This is a genomic window from Pseudomonas sp. MF6767, assembly GCF_016405475.1.
GTDB lineage: Bacteria > Pseudomonadota > Gammaproteobacteria > Pseudomonadales > Pseudomonadaceae > Aquipseudomonas > Aquipseudomonas paracarnis.
This window is the reverse complement of record NZ_JAEKCY010000001.1, coordinates 35,724-51,239: the sequence shown is the minus strand read 5'-3', so window position 1 is coordinate 51,239 and position 15,516 is coordinate 35,724. Positions and strand designations below refer to the sequence as shown.

Genomic DNA, 15,516 nt, shown 5'->3' with positions numbered 1-15,516 from the left:
TAGGTCGCGGATTATAGCGATGGTTTGTTCACTGTGCCATCCGAAAAATCCTTGTGCCGTGTACGAAGGAAGCTGGCGGCAAAAAGCTCCGGCGGCAGGGGCAGGCTGACGATGTAGCCTTGCATCTGTTCACACCCCTCGCTTGCGAGGAATGCTTGTTGTGCCGGGGTTTCCACGCCTTCGGCGATGATGGTGAATTGCATGCTGTGGCCAAGGGCGATGATGGCGCGCACGATGGCTGCATCGTGAGGGTCGTCGGGCAAGCCGCGGACGAAGGATTGATCGATCTTGAGGAAGTCCAGGGGCAGGCGTTTGAGGTAGCTGAGGGACGAGTAGCCGGTGCCGAAATCATCGATTGCCAGCTGTACACCCAGGCGCTTGAGTTGGTGCAACACCGCCAGTGCTTCTTCGGCTTGGCTCATGATGAAGTTTTCGGTGATCTCCAGCTGCAGGCAGCCGGGTTCGAGGTGGTAATCGCGCAGCAGTTGTTCGATGCGTGACAGCAGGTTGGGGTGACGCAGTTGCGCGCCTGCAAGGTTGACCGACAGGGGGCCGAAATCCTCGAAAGCCGCTTGCCAGGCGTGCAACTGCCGGCAGGCCTGTTCCAGTACCCAGTCGCCGATTTGCAGGATCATGCCGTTCTCTTCGGCCAGGGCAATAAAGTGCTCGGGCGGGACCTCGCCCAAGGTCGGGTGGTGCCAACGGATCAAGGCTTCGGCGCCGATCAGTTGTTGGGTGACCAGGCTGCGTTTGGGTTGGTAATACAGGCTCAATTCTTCACGTTCGATGGCGCGGCGCAGTTCGTGCTCCAGCGCTACGCGTTCATTGGCCTGGGCGGTCAGGTCGCGGGTGTAGCGCTCGACCCGGTTGCGCCCCTTGGCTTTGGAGCGATACATCGCGGCGTCGGCATTTTTGACCAGGGTGGCGACGTCGGTACCGTCTTGCGGATACAGACTGGTGCCGATACTCGCGCTGATGAAGAACTCATGCTCGCCGGCCTGGAATGGCGGGGTAAAACAGTCGAGCAGTTTGTTCGCCAAGTGCTGGGCGTCGCTGGCCTGTTGCAAGCCGGGCAGCAGGATGATGAATTCGTCGCCGCCCAAGCGAGCAACGGTGTCCACGTCCCGCAACTGCTCCTTGAGGCGTACGGCGATGTCTTTGAGCAGCAGGTCGCCAACCGGGTGGCCGAGGCTGTCGTTGATGTGCTTGAAGCGGTCGAGGTCGAGAAACAGCACCGCGCCCTGTTTACCACTTTCCTGCTGGCCGTTGAGGGCGGCCTGCAGCCGGTTTTCAAACAGGGTGCGGTTGGGCAGGCCAGTCAATGGGTCGTGGTGGGCCTGATAATCCAGGCGGGCCTGGGCCAGCTTGAGGCTGGAGATGTCGGCAAACACAGCAACGAAGTGCGTGACCAATTGCTCGCGGTTACGCACAGCGCTGATGGTCAGCCAGCTCGGATACACCTCGCCATTCTTGCGGCGGTTGGAGATCTCTCCTTGCCAGTGGCCATAGGTCGTCAACTGGTGCCACATCGCCGCATAGAACGCGCTGTCGTGCAGGCCGGAGGCGAGCAGGCGCGGGGTATGGCCAAGGGCTTCAACCTCGCTGTAGCCGGTTATCTCCGTGAAGGCGCGGTTGACGGCGCTGATGTTCTGCCGTGTGTCGGTGATCAAGACGCCTTCGGCGGTGCTTTCGAACACCGTGGCGGCCTGCTGCAGTTTTTCCTGCATCAACTGGCGTTCGGTGATGTCCCGGGCGATGGTCAGCATGCAATCTTCGTCGCCAATCGGCAGTGGGCGGCTGGACACTTCGCACAGGCGAATCTGGCCGTCGGCACGACGGATATGACAGATGAAATCGCGGACAAAGCCGTCGCGCTGCATCAACTCCAGCATGTGTTTGCGTTCGTTGAGGTCGACCCAGATGCCTAGGTCCAGGGTTGATTGGTCAAGTGAGGAGGCGCTGGTGAAACCGGTCAGGTGGCTGAAACCTTCGTTCACTTCAATCAGCAGGCCATCTCTTTGGCGACTCAGTAGTAAACCGTCGGGGGAAGCATGGAATGCCTTGGCGAATTTCTCTTCGGAGGTTTGCAGCTGCTGTTGGGTTTCCTTGAGCTCGGTGATATCGCGCACCACTACCACCAAGGCTTCAGTGGTATCGAGTTGGAACGGCTCAGCTGAGATCAGCCCGGTAAATGCCTGACCATTGCTGCGCAGAAAGGACATTTCCAGGTTACGGATACTGGTGGTCTGTACCCGCTGCAGCAAATCCGGACCGACGCCCTGAATGCCCCATATATTCAGATCTGAGGCGGTTTTGCCCACGACCTCATCAAAGCTCAGGCCAATCTGGTCCTCGAATGCCTTGTTGACCTCCAGCAAACAACCATCAGACAACCGAGCAATCACCAGGATGTCCGGGCACTGCTGAAACACCGAGGCAAATTTCTGCTCGGACAGTTGCAGGGCTTCTTCGGTGCGCTTGGCTTCGCTGATGTCGATCATCAGGCCGCGCAGCACCGGCTCGTGGCCGTGTTCGATCAGGCTGACAATGTCACGTACCCACAGGCAGCGGCCATCAGCGGTGATGACCCGGTAATCAATACTGTGATCACGGTTGGCACGAGTTTCCCGATAGCAATAGGCCTCGGCGCGGGTCAGGTCAGCGGGATGGATGATGTTGCGCCAGAAGCCTGGAATCAGCCAGTGGGCGCGGGGATAGCCAAGCAGGTCTTCGGCATGGGGCGACACATAGCTGTAGGTGAAGTCGCTGATGCTTGCTTCCCAGGCGATGGCGGACAAGCTCTCCACCAAGCCGCGATAGTGGTACTCGCTGCTTCGCAGTTCTTGCTCAAGGGCGACCCGACGGGAAATTTCCGAGCTGAGCCGGCGATTGATCCGAATGACGATCGCCAGCACTGTACTCAACAGCAGCACCGCTGGCAGGCCGTACGTGAGCAGGTCAGCCCAGAAGGTGCGGTGATCGGTGAAGCTGCCGACCCAGTGTTGCTGGATCGCATCAGTTTCGGCTGAACTGAGATCGGCGAGGACTTTGTCCAGGATGCCCACCAGGATTTTTTCATCCCGCGGGACACCCATCGCCAGTTGGTAGCGGTAAGGCGTTTCGCCGCTGACGTACAGGCCGTCGAGCTTGAGTTGGCGCAGGCTCCAGACGCTGGAGGCGAGGTCGCCGACCACGGCATCCACTTCATCGGTGGCCAGGGCTTGCAGCGTCGAACTGACGTTGGGCAGGGCGACCAGATTCAGGTCCGGATGGTGGGTGCGGAGCAATTCATGGGGGGCGTAGTTCTCCACCACGGCAATTTTCAGCCCGTACAAATCCTTGAGGCTGCGTGGTTTCGCGCCGCCTTCATGGGCCAGGATGACGATGGGAAAGTCGAGATAGGGGCGTGTGAAGGCCAGGAAGTTTTGGCGTTCGGGGGTGGACATAATGCCCGGCAGCAGGTCGAGCTGATTATTGCGGGCTTGTTCAAGCACTGCGGTCCAGTTAACTGGTTCGATCAGTTTGATTCGCACACCCAGGCGGTCCTGGAGCAGGCGTACGTAATCGGCTGCCAAGCCCTGATATCGGCCATTTTCATCGCGATATTCAAAAGGTGGCCAAGACGCATCCACGCCTAGGCGCAGCTCCTGATGGTCCGCCAACCAGCTACGCTCATCATCCGTAAGAGTCAACGCGCCAGCCGTTGCGGTCCAGGTCAGCAGCGACAGCAGTATCACGGTCGGCAATCTGGGCATAACGGTCTCGTTATGGCACGGGGAATGTCTCGAGTGTAGACGGGCATTGCGAGGGTGGGGTGGTGCGGGGCAGTTAATCTGTCAAAGCAATCGGTAGAAAGCAAACCCCCCGGCCTGGGCCGGGGGTTCTGGTATCACTCGTCGAGGAAGGAGCGCAGATGCTCGCTTCGCGTCGGGTGGCGCAACTTGCGCAGCGCCTTGGCTTCGATCTGACGGATCCGCTCACGGGTCACGTCAAACTGCTTACCGACTTCCTCAAGGGTGTGGTCGGTATTCATGTCGATGCCGAAACGCATGCGCAGTACCTTGGCTTCACGGGCAGTGAGGCCGGACAGTACGTCGCGAGTCGCTTCTTTCAAGCTCTCAACAGTGGCGACATCGATTGGCGACTGCATGGTCGAGTCTTCGATGAAGTCGCCCAGATGGGAGTCTTCGTCATCACCAATCGGCGTTTCCATGGAGATCGGCTCTTTAGCGATCTTCAATACCTTGCGGATTTTATCCTCAGGCATTTCCATGCGTTCGCCCAGCTCTTCCGGAGTCGGTTCGCGACCCATTTCCTGCAACATCTGCCGGGAAATTCGGTTGAGCTTGTTGATGGTCTCGATCATGTGCACCGGAATACGGATGGTGCGGGCCTGGTCGGCGATCGAGCGAGTGATCGCCTGACGGATCCACCAGGTGGCATAAGTCGAGAACTTGTAGCCGCGACGGTATTCGAACTTGTCCACCGCCTTCATCAAGCCGATGTTGCCTTCCTGGATCAGATCAAGGAACTGCAGGCCACGGTTGGTGTACTTCTTGGCGATGGAGATCACCAGACGCAAGTTCGCTTCAACCATCTCTTTTTTCGCGCGGCGGGCCTTGGCCTCACCGATCGACATGCGACGGTTGATGTCTTTGATTTCTGCAATCGTCAGGCCGGTTTCGGTCTCAAGCGCGGTCAGCTTCTGCTGGCAACGGATGATATCGGGCTGCAGGCGACCTATGGCTTCGGCGTATTTCGCCTTGCCCTTGGCCAGTGCGTCGCTCCAGCTTTCGTCAACTTCGTTGCCCGGGAACTGGCGCAGGAAATCGGTACGCGGCATGCGCGCATCACGCACACAGAGCTGCATGATCGCACGCTCTTGGGCACGCAGACGCTCAAGAGCACTGCGAACACGCTCAACCAGGCCTTCGAATTGCTTGGGCACCAGCTTGATCGGCATGAACAGCTCAGCCAGGGCCACCAGCTCGGCAATTGCCTGCTTGTTGCCGCGACCGTGCTTCTTCAGGGCCTTGCGGGTGATTTCCATTTGATCGGAAACCGCACCGAAGCGCTGGGCCGCGATGACCGGGTCTGGACCGCTTTCGGCTTCTTCTTCGTCGTCGCTGCTTTCAGCTTCGTCGTCGTCGGAGTCGTCGTCCGCTTTTGCGGCTTTCGCATCAACAGGCGGCGGTACTTCGGCGGCAGGCGGCGCAATGCCGTCGTCCGGGTCGATATAACCGCTCAGGACGTCGGACAGGCGGCCACCTTCGGTGGTGACGCGGGTGTACTCGGCGAGAATGTGGTCAACCGTGCCAGGGAAGTGCGCAATGGCGCCCATCACTTCACGGATACCCTCTTCGATACGCTTGGCGATTTCGATCTCGCCTTCGCGTGTCAGCAGCTCGACGGTACCCATTTCGCGCATATACATGCGCACAGGGTCTGTCGTGCGGCCGATATCGGTCTCTACTGCAGCCAGCGCGGCAGCAGCTTCCTCAGCGGCGGCCTCGTCGGTATCAGCGTCGGCCAGCATAAGGGAATCCTTATCTGGCGCGACTTCGAATACGTTGATCCCCATGTCGTTAATCATGCGGATGATGTCTTCCACCTGCTCAGGATCTGAAATATCCTCAGGCAGGTGGTCGTTGACCTCCGCGTAAGTCAGGTAACCCTGCTCACGACCAAGAAGTATCAACTCTTTGATACGAGACTGCTGTTGCGCTTTTCCGGACATAACACCCTATCCACTGAAGGTCTTGGCGGGCAAAAAACAAGCCGAGGATTATACCCGAGCTATGACCTCACACGCCAGCTGAGGTCGGGTTTGATGCGTAAACATTCTGTTTTAAGAGGTCGCGCATCTGTTTTGCTATCTGAATCTGCTCTTCAGCCGATAATCCCGGCTGCCTTGCTCTCTTGATAAGTTCATCGAGGGTCTGAGTGTGTTGACCCGCGGATAACCTATTAATGGTGTCTAAAAACTGTTGTTCAAGGTTGTCGCCGTCAATTAGCCACTCCTTTTCCGCCAGTGCCCGCAATAAACGGCCCTGTTCCGTGCCATGCCAGCGAGCCATCAACTGGATTGAGTTTAGCTTAGGGTTTTTCTGCACGGCTTCGATCAGTGCGATAAGCACCTGAGCATAGGTATTGCTCTCGTTGGCAAAGTGGTCGGCACTTTCAACCTTACCGGCCAATTGCGGGTGATGAATCAGTGTGCGCAGTGCAATCAATGTGGGGGCTTCCACCGCTACGGGCGTGCGTGGTGCGTAGGCTTCATCGCGATCACCGCGTTTGCCGTTTTTGCTCCAGGGCTTTTTGTCCCACTTCTTGCCGCCGGCGCCGGGCTTCTTCGGCGTCCATTCCTGTTGGGGGGCGAAGGCCTCCTGAGGTTGGTGGAAGTCGGCATAGTCCGGCATGGCGTCGTAATCCATGCCGGGGTCGTAGGCTGGCGGTGCATCCTGCGGGGCGCTGTGCACCAGCTGGCTTACGGCTTCACCGCTTAAACCAGTGATCTCCAGCAGGCGCTGGCGCATCAGCGTGCGCAAATTAGCGCCCGGGACTTTGTCGATCAGCGGCGCCGCGAGGGTGGCCATATGGGCCTTGCCTTCGAGGGAGCGCGGGTCGGCTTCTTCGGTCAGCTGCTGGAAAAAATAATCCGCCAGCGGCTGCGCATGTTGATTGATACGTGCGCGGAACGCGTCGGTACCTTCCGAGCGCACCAGGGTGTCCGGGTCTTCGCCTTCAGGCAGGAACAGGAAGCGTGCGCGGCGCCCATCCTGCAGGCTCGACAGCGTGGCTTCGAGCGCGCGCCAGGCGGCGTTGCGGCCCGCCTGGTCGCCGTCGAAGCAAAACAGCACGCTGGGCACGACGCGGAACAGGCGCTTCAAATGTTCTTCGCTGGTGGCGGTGCCGAGGGTCGCGACCGCGTTGCGCAAGCCTTGTTGGGCCAGGGCGATCACGTCCATATAGCCTTCAACCACGATGATCTCGTCGAGGTTGCGGTTGTTCTTGCGCGCCTCGAACAGGCCGTAGAGTTCCTGGCCCTTGTGGAACACCGGGGTCTCCGGAGAGTTCAGGTACTTGGGCTTGTCGTCCCCGAGTACACGGCCGCCGAAGGCGATGATGCGGCCACGGCTGTCGCGGATCGGGAACATCACCCGGTCGCGGAAGCGGTCATAGCGCTTGCCGGTCTCGGCGTTTTCCACCAGCAGGCCGGCATCGATCATGGCCTTTTGCTGGAGGGTGTCGCTGCTCAGGTGTTTATACAGATTGTCCCAGCCCGGCGGAGCGAAGCCGAGGCCGAAGTCCCGAGCGATTTCGCCGGTGAGGCCGCGCCCTTTAAGGTAATCGACAGCGGCCTTGCGCTGCGGATGGCTCTTGAGTGCCTGGCGGTAAAAGTCGGCAGCAGCGGTGAGCAGCGGATACAGCGGCGAATCGGTGGGTTGCCGCGGTTTGTGCGGCCGGCCACTTTCTTCGCGGGGCACTTCCATGCCGGCGGCTTTCGCCAGGTCCTCGACAGCCTGGGGGAAGTCCAGGTTGTCGTGGTCCATCAGGAAGCCCAGGGCATTCCCGCCCGCCCCGCAACCGAAGCAGTAATAGAACTGCTTGTCGGGGCTGACGCTGAAGGATGGGGTTTTTTCTTTATGAAAAGGGCAGCAGGCGGTGTAGTTTTTGCCGGCTTTTTTCAGCTGTACGCGTGAGCTGACAACATCGACGATGTCGGTGCGGTTCAGAAGGTCGTCAATAAAGCTCTGGGGAATCAGCCCGGCCATGGCGTTCTCGTCATCACTGCGTGTAAATGAGGGCCCGTGACGTGTTCAAGCGCACGTAAGGAGTGCTCGATCATCATCGTCTGCATGGGTCATCAGGGAGTGTATCTGCCGAATATTTACTGAGGATAGTTTCTGATCAGTCTTCGGCATGGAAATGTTGCCCGGGCGTCCGGTCTAGGCCAATGGCGGCCTCGGAAACGCATCGTTGGGCACAGCCGATACAGTTGATCGTCTGTTTGAAGAATAGGTGTGCTCGTCAGTAGCCTTGTTAGGCTCGTCAGAAGAGACGTGCACCGCTGGCAAAAGAGCCAGCCCTGACGTGTGAAGCAGTGTCTCGGTCGCATGTGCGGCGTCGACGGTGAAGCATCAAGCGATATCCGCAAATGCCAACAGCCCGGCTGAGGGCCGGGCTTGGCAGAAGCTTGCTACGAACGTCTGTGTATTAGTACAGACGAACGGCGCGGCGCTGTTCGCGCTGAACTTTCTTAGCGTGACGCTTAACAGCGGCTGCTGCTTTGCGCTTACGCTCAGAAGTTGGCTTCTCATAAAATTCGCGGCTACGAACTTCAGCCAGAACACCGGCTTTTTCGCAGGAGCGCTTGAAACGACGCAGAGCTACGTCGAAGGGTTCGTTCTCTTTTACTTTGACGGCTGGCATCCAGAGCTACCTTCTTTCATTACCGGGAATCAACGTTCTCGTCGCAAAAAATTCGCGGCTGAGGTCGTCGGTTTTTAAGGGTTGCGGATGTTAACCCCTCATTGCCCGGAATGCAAAGCCTCTGATCGAAAACCGCTAGTCGGGAGGGGGAGTGGCGACTATTATGCGCGCCTTCGAATTCAGCCTCTACAAGGCGCAAACCCATGCTAGTACTGGGACTTGAAACCTCCTGCGACGAAACCGGAGTCGCACTATACGACAGTGAACGCGGGCTTTTGGCCGATGCACTGTTCAGTCAGATCGACCTGCATCGCGCCTATGGCGGCGTGGTGCCGGAGCTTGCCAGCCGCGATCACGTCAAGCGCATGCTGCCGTTGATCCGCCAGGTGCTGGATGAAGCCGGCTGTGTGGCAACCGAGATCGATGCCATCGCTTACACCGCCGGCCCCGGATTGGTCGGAGCCCTGCTGGTTGGGGCCTCTTGCGCCCAGGCGTTGGCGTTTGCCTGGGGTATTCCTGCCCTTGGTGTGCACCATATGGAAGGCCATTTGTTGGCGCCCATGCTGGAAAAAACACCGCCGGAGTTCCCGTTCGTCGCTTTGTTGGTTTCGGGGGGGCATACGCAGCTGGTTCAGGTGGACGGGATCGGCCAATACACACTGTTGGGCGAGTCGCTGGACGATGCCGCCGGTGAAGCGTTCGACAAAACCGCGAAGATGATGGGACTTAATTATCCGGGTGGTCCGGAAATCGCCCGCCTTGCCGAGAACGGCGTTGCCGGTCGCTACACCTTCCCGCGGCCGATGTGTGATCGTCCTGGCTTGATGTTCAGTTTCAGCGGCTTGAAAACCTCTGCCTTGAACACCTGGCAGCAGAGCGTCAGCGCCGGGGACGACGGCCAGCAAGCCCGTTGCGACATCGCGCTGGCGTTCCAGCAGGCTGTGGTGGAGACTTTGACCATCAAGTGCAAGCGCGCCCTGAAACAGGCGGGCATGAAGCGGCTGGTGATCGCGGGCGGCGTCAGCGCCAACAAGGCGTTGCGCAGTTCCCTGGAAAAAATGCTCGGCGACATGAATGGCAATGTGTTCTACGCACGCCCTGAGTTCTGCACTGACAACGGCGCAATGATCGCCTATGCCGGTTGCCAGCGCTTGCAGGCCGGACAGCACGAAAGCCTGGCGATCAGCGTGCAGGCGCGCTGGCCGATGGAACAATTGCCGCCGTTGTAAGGTTCAAGGGCGCCGAGTCCAGGCGGGATATTTAAAAATGCCGTTCGCGCCCGGCAAACAGGTCGCGTAGATTGCCGCGGTGGCGCCAGACGATCAGCAGTGTCAGCACGCTCATCGGTAACAGCGCTTGCGGTTCCTGCCAGGCCAGCAACGGCAGGGTCAGCGGCGTAGCAATCAGCGCGGCCAGCGAGCTGGTACGGGTCAGGTAGAACGTCAGCAGCCAGGCGAGCATGGCCAGTAACGCCGCAGGAGGGTAAATACCCAGCAGAATGCCGGCCGCCGTGGCTACGCCCTTGCCGCCGCGAAAGCGGAAGTACAACGGGAACAGGTGGCCCAGGACGGCACACAGGCCCACCCAGGCTTGCTGTTGCAAGCTAAGGCCGACGAGGCTGGCGATGAGCACGGGCAGCAGGCCCTTGCAGACGTCGCCCAGCAAGGTCAGGACGGCGAGTTTCTTGCCGGCCAGGCGCAACATATTGGTGGCGCCGGCATTGCCTGAGCCACTCATTCGCGGATCGGGGTTTCCCGTCAAGCGGCTGAGCAAAATGGCGAAGGACAGCGAGCCGAGCAGGTAGGCGAAAATCGCCAGTGACCAAAACATGCTAACTATTCCGGGCGAGGACGCCCTGATTCTAACGGGGCATCGCGCCCTTGTCGTGCTGCGGAGAAAAGTGCTTGGACAGAGTGTTTATCGAAGGCCTGGAAGTCGACACCGTGATCGGGGCTTACGACTGGGAGCGCGGAATCCGGCAATGCCTGCGCCTGGACCTGAGCTTCGCCTGGGATAATCGCCCAGCTGCGGCCGGTGATGACCTGACCCTGGCACTGGATTACGCCAGGGTGTCTGCGCGTATCCAGGCCTTTGCCGAGCAGTCCCAGTACCAACTGGTGGAAACCTTTGCCGAGCGTCTGGCCGAAGTGCTGATGAGTGAATTCCAGATTCCCTGGCTGCACCTCAAGTTGACCAAGCCCGGCGCGGTGCCGGCTGCCAAGGGCGTGGGCGTGGAGATCGAGCGCGGATGTCATTGACTCAGGTTTACCTCGGGCTTGGCAGCAATATCGACCGCGAGGCTCGTCTATGTGCCGGCTTGGATGCGTTGGCCGGTTTCTTGACGGATATGCGCTGTTCGGCGGTGTTCGAAAGCCAGCCGGTGGGGATCAAAAGTGGGCCGTTTTTCAATCTGGTGGTGTCGGCTTATACCGACCTGCCGTTGATGGAGTTGGATCGTCGTTTGAAATCCATCGAGGCTGACAATGGCCGATACGCGCCAGACCGCAAAGGCCTGCCGCTGGATATCGATGTGTTGTTGTATGGCGATCTGGTGGGCAATTTCGATGGCTTGATCTTGCCGCGAGCCGAAATCCTGAAAAACGCCTTTGTGTTGTGGCCGCTGTCGATGATGGCGCCGGACCGTATGCACCCTGAGGCTGGCAGGACAATGGCCGAATTATGGCGAGACGCGCAGATTGATCAGGTATTGGCACCGGTTGCGTTCGAATGGCAGGGTCAGCCACTCACGCCACGAGCTGTTTTGTAGGAGCCGAGCTTGTTATGGCGAGGGAGCTTGCTCCCGCTGGGCTGCGCAGCAGCCCCATTATCTTGGGAGCGCTTCGCACTGGAGCGCCAGCCCGGTCCCGCGGGAGCAAGCTCCCTCGCCACAACGGCCATCGCCTAAGGAGAGGGGTTTTCCTTGTAGGCTTTCAATGCGCTTAACCGTTCGCGCTTGAGCGCATCGCCCAGTTCGGGACCTTTGAAACCCTTTTCTAGCAGCGGCGCGACCGGCACTTCGCGTGCAGCCTTTGCCGCTCCGCGCAAATAATCGGCCTGTGGATAACTGCGCTGTTCAAAACCCTTGCGGCCACGGGCGTCCATTTCGCAGGCCACCACGAACTCTTCAAAGCGTTGTGGCCGACGGTACACGTCGAAGCTTTGCAGCAACTCCAGCAATGTCGAGGCCTTGAGCTCAAGCGCACGATGGCCGTGGGTATGATATTGCCCCACCAGCAAGGCCAACTCCTGGCAATCCCTCGGCACCTTGAAACGCTCGTTCACCGCTTTGATCAGCTTCAAGCCGCGATGTTCGTGGGCAATGTGCTGCGGCAACTTATCCACAGGTGTCAGGCCCTTGCCCAGGTCGTGCAGCAGGCAGGCCCAGCGCACGCTCAGCGGTTGCTTGTGCAGGGCAGCTTGTTCCAGCACGCTCAAGGTGTGCACGCCGGTGTCAATTTCCGGGTGGTGAGCTGCGGGCTGCGGCACGCCGAACAGCGCATCCACCTCCGGCATCAAGGTTTTCAGCGCGTCGCAGTCACGCAGTACTTGGATAAATACCTGGGGTTGATCTTCCATCAGCGCCCGTGAGATTTCCTTCCAGCTACGCTCGGGGGTAAGGGCCTCCAACTCGCCGGACTCACTGAGTTGGCGCATTAACTCCAGGGTCTCAGGGGCGACTGTGAAGCCAAGAGGCGCATAGCGCGCGGCGAAACGCGCAACGCGCAGTACACGGAGGGGATCTTCGGCGAACGCCGGAGAAACATGCCGTAAAATATGCGCTTCAAGGTCGCGTTGGCCCTGATAAGGATCGGTCAGGTTACCCTCGTCGTCCTCCGCCATGGCGTTGATGGTCAGGTCACGCCGAATCAGGTCTTCTTCCAGCGTAACGTCGGGGCTCGCATGGAATATAAAGCCGCCGTAACCCCGGCCATTCTTGCGTTCGGTGCGAGCAAGGGCGTATTCGTCACCGTTCTTCGGGTCGAGAAATACCGGGAAATCGGCGCCTACCGGTTTATAACCCTTGGCGAGCATCTCTTCGGCCGTCGCGCCAACGACGACGCGGTCTATATCGGTGACCTTGATGCCCAGTAGGCGATCACGCACGGCGCCGCCGACTTTGTAGATTTTCATGAAAAAGCCTCCATTAGCGGCACAGGATAACGCCTGAGCTTGGCCAATGGAGGCTTTGCTGTTTCAGAGATGAACGACGGCCATGTCGAGGCGGCCGTAGTCGTTGTCGTTATGATCGCTGCGCGGTGGCACATGATGGGTTTTCATCACTTGGTCGCCCTGAAGGGTTTCCAGATGAATATCAAAGCCCCAGAGCCGATGCAGATGCTTGAGCACTTCCTCAGTGGATTCGCCCAAGGGTTTGCGGTCGTGCTGCTGGTGACGCAAGGTCAGCGAACGGTCGCCACGCACATCGATGCTGTAGATCTGCACGTTAGGTTCGCGGTTACCGAGGTTGTATTGCGCGGCCAGGGTTTCGCGAATGATGCGGTAGCCGGGTTCGTCGTGGATGGCGGGTACGACCAGATCGTCCTTGAGGTCGTCGTCCAGGATACTGAACAGCTTGAGGTCGCGGATCACCTGGGGCGACAGGTACTGCAGGATGAAACTCTCATCCTTGAAGCTGCTCATGGCGAACTTGATGGTCGAGAGCCAGTCGCTGCCGGCGATTTCCGGGAACCAGCGGCGATCTTCCTCGGTGGGGTGCTCGCACATGCGGCGGATATCGCGGTACATGGCAAAACCCAGTGCATAGGGGTTGATGCCGTTGTAATACGGGCTGTCGAAGCCTGGCTGGAAGACCACGCTGGTATGGGACGTGAGGAACTCCATCATAAAGCCGTCAGTGACCAGGCCCTCGTCGTACAGGTCGTTCATCAGGGTGTAATGCCAGAAGGTTGCCCAGCCCTCGTTCATCACCTGGGTTTGGCGCTGTGGATAAAAATATTGCGCGATCTTGCGTACGATCCGCACGATTTCACGCTGCCAGGGCTCCAGCAGCGGTGCGTGTTTTTCCAGGAAATACAGGATGTTTTCCTGAGGTTCGGCGGGGAAGCGTGCATTGTCTTTGTCGCTGTTCTTGTCGGCGCGCTTGGGGATGGTGCGCCACAGGTCGTTGATCTGTTTCTGCAGGTGCTCCTCGCGTTCCTTCTGGCGCAGGCGCTCCTCTTCGGCGGAAATCGGATAGGGGCGTTTATAGCGGTCAACGCCGTAATTCATCAGCGCATGGCAGGAGTCCAACAGGTCTTCTACCGCATCGATACCGTGGCGCTCCTCGCACTGCATGATGTATTGCTTGGCGAACACCAGGTAATCAATGATCGAACTGGCATCGGTCCAGGTTCGAAACAGGTAGTTGCCCTTGAAGAAACTGTTATGCCCATAGCAGGCATGGGCTACTACCAGCGCCTGCATGCAGATGGTGTTTTCTTCCATCAGGTACGCGATGCACGGGTCGGAGTTGATCACGATCTCGTAGGCCAGGCCCATCTGGCCGCGTGTGTAGGACTTCTCGGTACTGAGGAAGTGTTTCCCGTAGGACCAATGGTGATAGCCCAAGGGCATGCCCACCGAGGCATAGGCATCCATCATCTGTTCAGCGGTGATGACTTCTATCTGGTTGGGATAAGTGTCCAGGGCATAACCCGCCGCGATACGGCTGATTTCCCGGTCATAGGCCTGGATCAGTTCGAAGGTCCACTCGGAGCCAGTGGAAATGGGTTGGCGCTTGTTCTCTTTTTTGGCGGTCATGTCACTAACCTGCGCTGGAAGAGTTCACGGAAGACCGGGTAGATATCGCCGGCCGAGACCAGTTGCTGCTGAGCGAACGTGTCGGCAAAGGCTTCGCCGATGCGCTCGTATTCGAACCACAGGGCCTGGTGCTCACGGGGGGTGATTTCGACGTAAGTGTAGTACTGCACGAACGGCATGATCTGGTTGATCAAAATGTCCCGGCAGATCGGCGAGTCGTCGTTCCAGTTATCGCCGTCGGAAGCCTGTGCGGCATAGATGTTCCACTCGCTGGCGGGGTAGCGCTCGGCCATGATCTCCTGCATCAGCTTCAGTGCGCTGGAAACAATGGTGCCGCCAGTTTCCCGCGAGTAGAAAAACTCCTCTTCGTCCACCTCTCGCGCGCTGGTGTGATGGCGGATGAACACTACGTCAATCTTGTCGTAGTTCCGTTTCAGGAACAGGTACAGCAGGATAAAGAAGCGCTTGGCGATGTCCTTGGTGGCCTGGGTCATGGAGCCGGAAACGTCCATCAGGCAGAACATCACAGCCTTGGAGCTGGGGTTGGGTTGCTTGACCAGCAGGTTGTATTTCAAGTCAAAGGTATCGAGGAACGGCACGCGGTGGATGCGCGCGCTGAGTTTTTCGATTTCCGCCTCTATTTCCTGGATATCGCCGAAGTTGTCCGGTTCTTCGCGCTTCAAGCGTGCCAACTCTTCCTTGGCCTGCTTGAGTTTGGCGCGGCTGCTGCCGGACAGGGCGATACGCCGTGCATGGGCTGAGCGCAGGGTGCGGATGATGTTGATGCGCGACGGGTTGCCCTCGTTGCTGATCCCTGCGCGTACGGTCTTGAAGGTATCGGTGCCGGTCAGGTTGCGTTTGACCAGGTTGGGCAGTTCGAGGTCTTCGAACATGAATTCGAGGAATTCTTCCTGAGTGATCTGGAATACGAATTCATCCATGCCTTCGCCAGAGTTGCCGGCTTTGCCCGGACCTTTGCCGCCGCCACCGCCTTGTGGGCGCTGGATATGTTCGCCGGTGGTGAATTCCTTGTTGCCGGGATGCACCACGGTCTGTTTGCCGCCGCGGCCATGGTGAAGCACCGGTTCGTCGATGTCCCGTCCGGGAATGCTGATTTGTTCGCCATGCTCCATATCGGTGATGGAGCGGCGGCTGACGGCCTCTTCTACCGCCTTTTTGATGTGGTCACGGTAACGCCGCAGGAAACGCTGACGGTTTACCGTGCTCTTGTTCTTGCCATTGAGGCGTCGGTCGATCACATAGCTCATGGGGAGCCCTCCGGGCAGCTTCACGTTACAAGCTTCAAGCCGCGGGCTGGAAGCT

General features: G+C 58.9%; 11 protein-coding genes. 3 read left to right on the top strand and 8 right to left on the bottom strand.

The genetic code is table 11. The features are described from left to right. Window positions 1-11: 11 nt before the first annotated feature. From JFT58_RS00225 to rpsU, 4 genes are all read right to left on the bottom strand, one after another. Complete coding sequence (locus JFT58_RS00225) at window positions 12-3,755, bottom strand: bifunctional diguanylate cyclase/phosphodiesterase (protein ID WP_054896789.1); 3,744 nt, start codon at window positions 3,753-3,755, stop codon at window positions 12-14. Window positions 3,756-3,889: 134 nt separating this feature from the next. Continuing rightward, window positions 3,890-5,737 (bottom strand): RNA polymerase sigma factor RpoD, encoded by a 1,848-nt coding sequence (gene rpoD, locus JFT58_RS00220; protein ID WP_054896790.1) that lies wholly within the window; start codon window positions 5,735-5,737, stop codon window positions 3,890-3,892. A 67-nt stretch (window positions 5,738-5,804) separates the two neighbouring features. Further along, complete coding sequence (gene dnaG, locus JFT58_RS00215) at window positions 5,805-7,775, bottom strand: DNA primase (protein ID WP_032895025.1); 1,971 nt, start codon at window positions 7,773-7,775, stop codon at window positions 5,805-5,807. A gap of 442 nt (window positions 7,776-8,217) precedes the next feature. Then, entirely contained in the window at window positions 8,218-8,433 is a 216-nt protein-coding gene (gene rpsU, locus JFT58_RS00210) for a 30S ribosomal protein S21 (RefSeq protein ID WP_002551877.1), read from the bottom strand. A 203-nt stretch (window positions 8,434-8,636) separates the two neighbouring features. Between rpsU and tsaD the strand changes: the two genes are divergently transcribed. Further along, window positions 8,637-9,662: a tRNA (adenosine(37)-N6)-threonylcarbamoyltransferase complex transferase subunit TsaD gene (gene tsaD, locus JFT58_RS00205; protein WP_003194748.1), complete on the top strand. Its 1,026-nt coding sequence runs from the start codon at window positions 8,637-8,639 to the stop codon at window positions 9,660-9,662. Between the two features lie 31 nt (window positions 9,663-9,693). Here the strand turns inward: tsaD and plsY are convergent, their stop codons facing one another. After that, a complete protein-coding gene (gene plsY, locus JFT58_RS00200) occupies window positions 9,694-10,263 on the bottom strand; it encodes a glycerol-3-phosphate 1-O-acyltransferase PlsY (protein ID WP_054896791.1) in 570 nt (189 codons plus the stop codon). A 74-nt stretch (window positions 10,264-10,337) separates the two neighbouring features. Here plsY and folB point away from each other — a divergent pair, with 74 nt between their 5' ends. Continuing rightward, complete coding sequence (gene folB, locus JFT58_RS00195; RefSeq protein ID WP_054896792.1) at window positions 10,338-10,691, top strand: dihydroneopterin aldolase; 354 nt, start codon at window positions 10,338-10,340, stop codon at window positions 10,689-10,691. Next, a complete protein-coding gene (folK, locus tag JFT58_RS00190; RefSeq protein WP_054896793.1) occupies window positions 10,682-11,200 on the top strand; it encodes a 2-amino-4-hydroxy-6-hydroxymethyldihydropteridine diphosphokinase in 519 nt (172 codons plus the stop codon). Before folB ends, folK begins: the two co-directional genes overlap by 10 nt. Window positions 11,201-11,334: 134 nt before the next feature. Here the strand turns inward: folK and JFT58_RS00185 are convergent, their stop codons facing one another. From JFT58_RS00185 to JFT58_RS00175, 3 genes are all read right to left on the bottom strand, one after another. Beyond that, window positions 11,335-12,564, bottom strand: a complete 1,230-nt coding sequence (locus tag JFT58_RS00185) for a multifunctional CCA addition/repair protein (protein WP_054896794.1) — start codon at window positions 12,562-12,564, stop codon at window positions 11,335-11,337. Between the two features lie 63 nt (window positions 12,565-12,627). Continuing rightward, the gene (locus tag JFT58_RS00180) at window positions 12,628-14,193 is read right to left on the bottom strand and encodes a SpoVR family protein (RefSeq protein WP_003194736.1); all 1,566 of its coding nucleotides are present in this window, start codon (window positions 14,191-14,193) and stop codon (window positions 12,628-12,630) included. Beyond that, complete coding sequence (locus JFT58_RS00175) at window positions 14,190-15,461, bottom strand: YeaH/YhbH family protein (protein ID WP_054896795.1); 1,272 nt, start codon at window positions 15,459-15,461, stop codon at window positions 14,190-14,192. Before JFT58_RS00175 ends, JFT58_RS00180 begins: the two co-directional genes overlap by 4 nt. Between the last annotated feature and the right edge of the window lie 55 nt (window positions 15,462-15,516).

Bases quoted from the DNA above. Each gene is read 5' to 3' on its own strand.
- JFT58_RS00225 (WP_054896789.1), bottom strand. From the start codon at position 3,755: ATGCCCAGATTGCCGACCGTGATACTGCTGTCGCTGCTGACCTGGACC.
- rpoD (WP_054896790.1), bottom strand. From the start codon at position 5,737: ATGTCCGGAAAAGCGCAACAGCAGTCTCGTATCAAAGAGTTGATACTT.
- dnaG (WP_032895025.1), bottom strand. From the start codon at position 7,775: ATGGCCGGGCTGATTCCCCAGAGCTTTATTGACGACCTTCTGAACCGC.
- rpsU (WP_002551877.1), bottom strand. From the start codon at position 8,433: ATGCCAGCCGTCAAAGTAAAAGAGAACGAACCCTTCGACGTAGCTCTG.
- tsaD (WP_003194748.1), top strand. From the start codon at position 8,637: ATGCTAGTACTGGGACTTGAAACCTCCTGCGACGAAACCGGAGTCGCA.
- plsY (WP_054896791.1), bottom strand. From the start codon at position 10,263: ATGTTTTGGTCACTGGCGATTTTCGCCTACCTGCTCGGCTCGCTGTCC.
- folK (WP_054896793.1), top strand. From the start codon at position 10,682: ATGTCATTGACTCAGGTTTACCTCGGGCTTGGCAGCAATATCGACCGC.
- JFT58_RS00185 (WP_054896794.1), bottom strand. From the start codon at position 12,564: ATGAAAATCTACAAAGTCGGCGGCGCCGTGCGTGATCGCCTACTGGGC.
- JFT58_RS00180 (WP_003194736.1), bottom strand. From the start codon at position 14,193: ATGACCGCCAAAAAAGAGAACAAGCGCCAACCCATTTCCACTGGCTCC.
- JFT58_RS00175 (WP_054896795.1), bottom strand. From the start codon at position 15,461: ATGAGCTATGTGATCGACCGACGCCTCAATGGCAAGAACAAGAGCACG.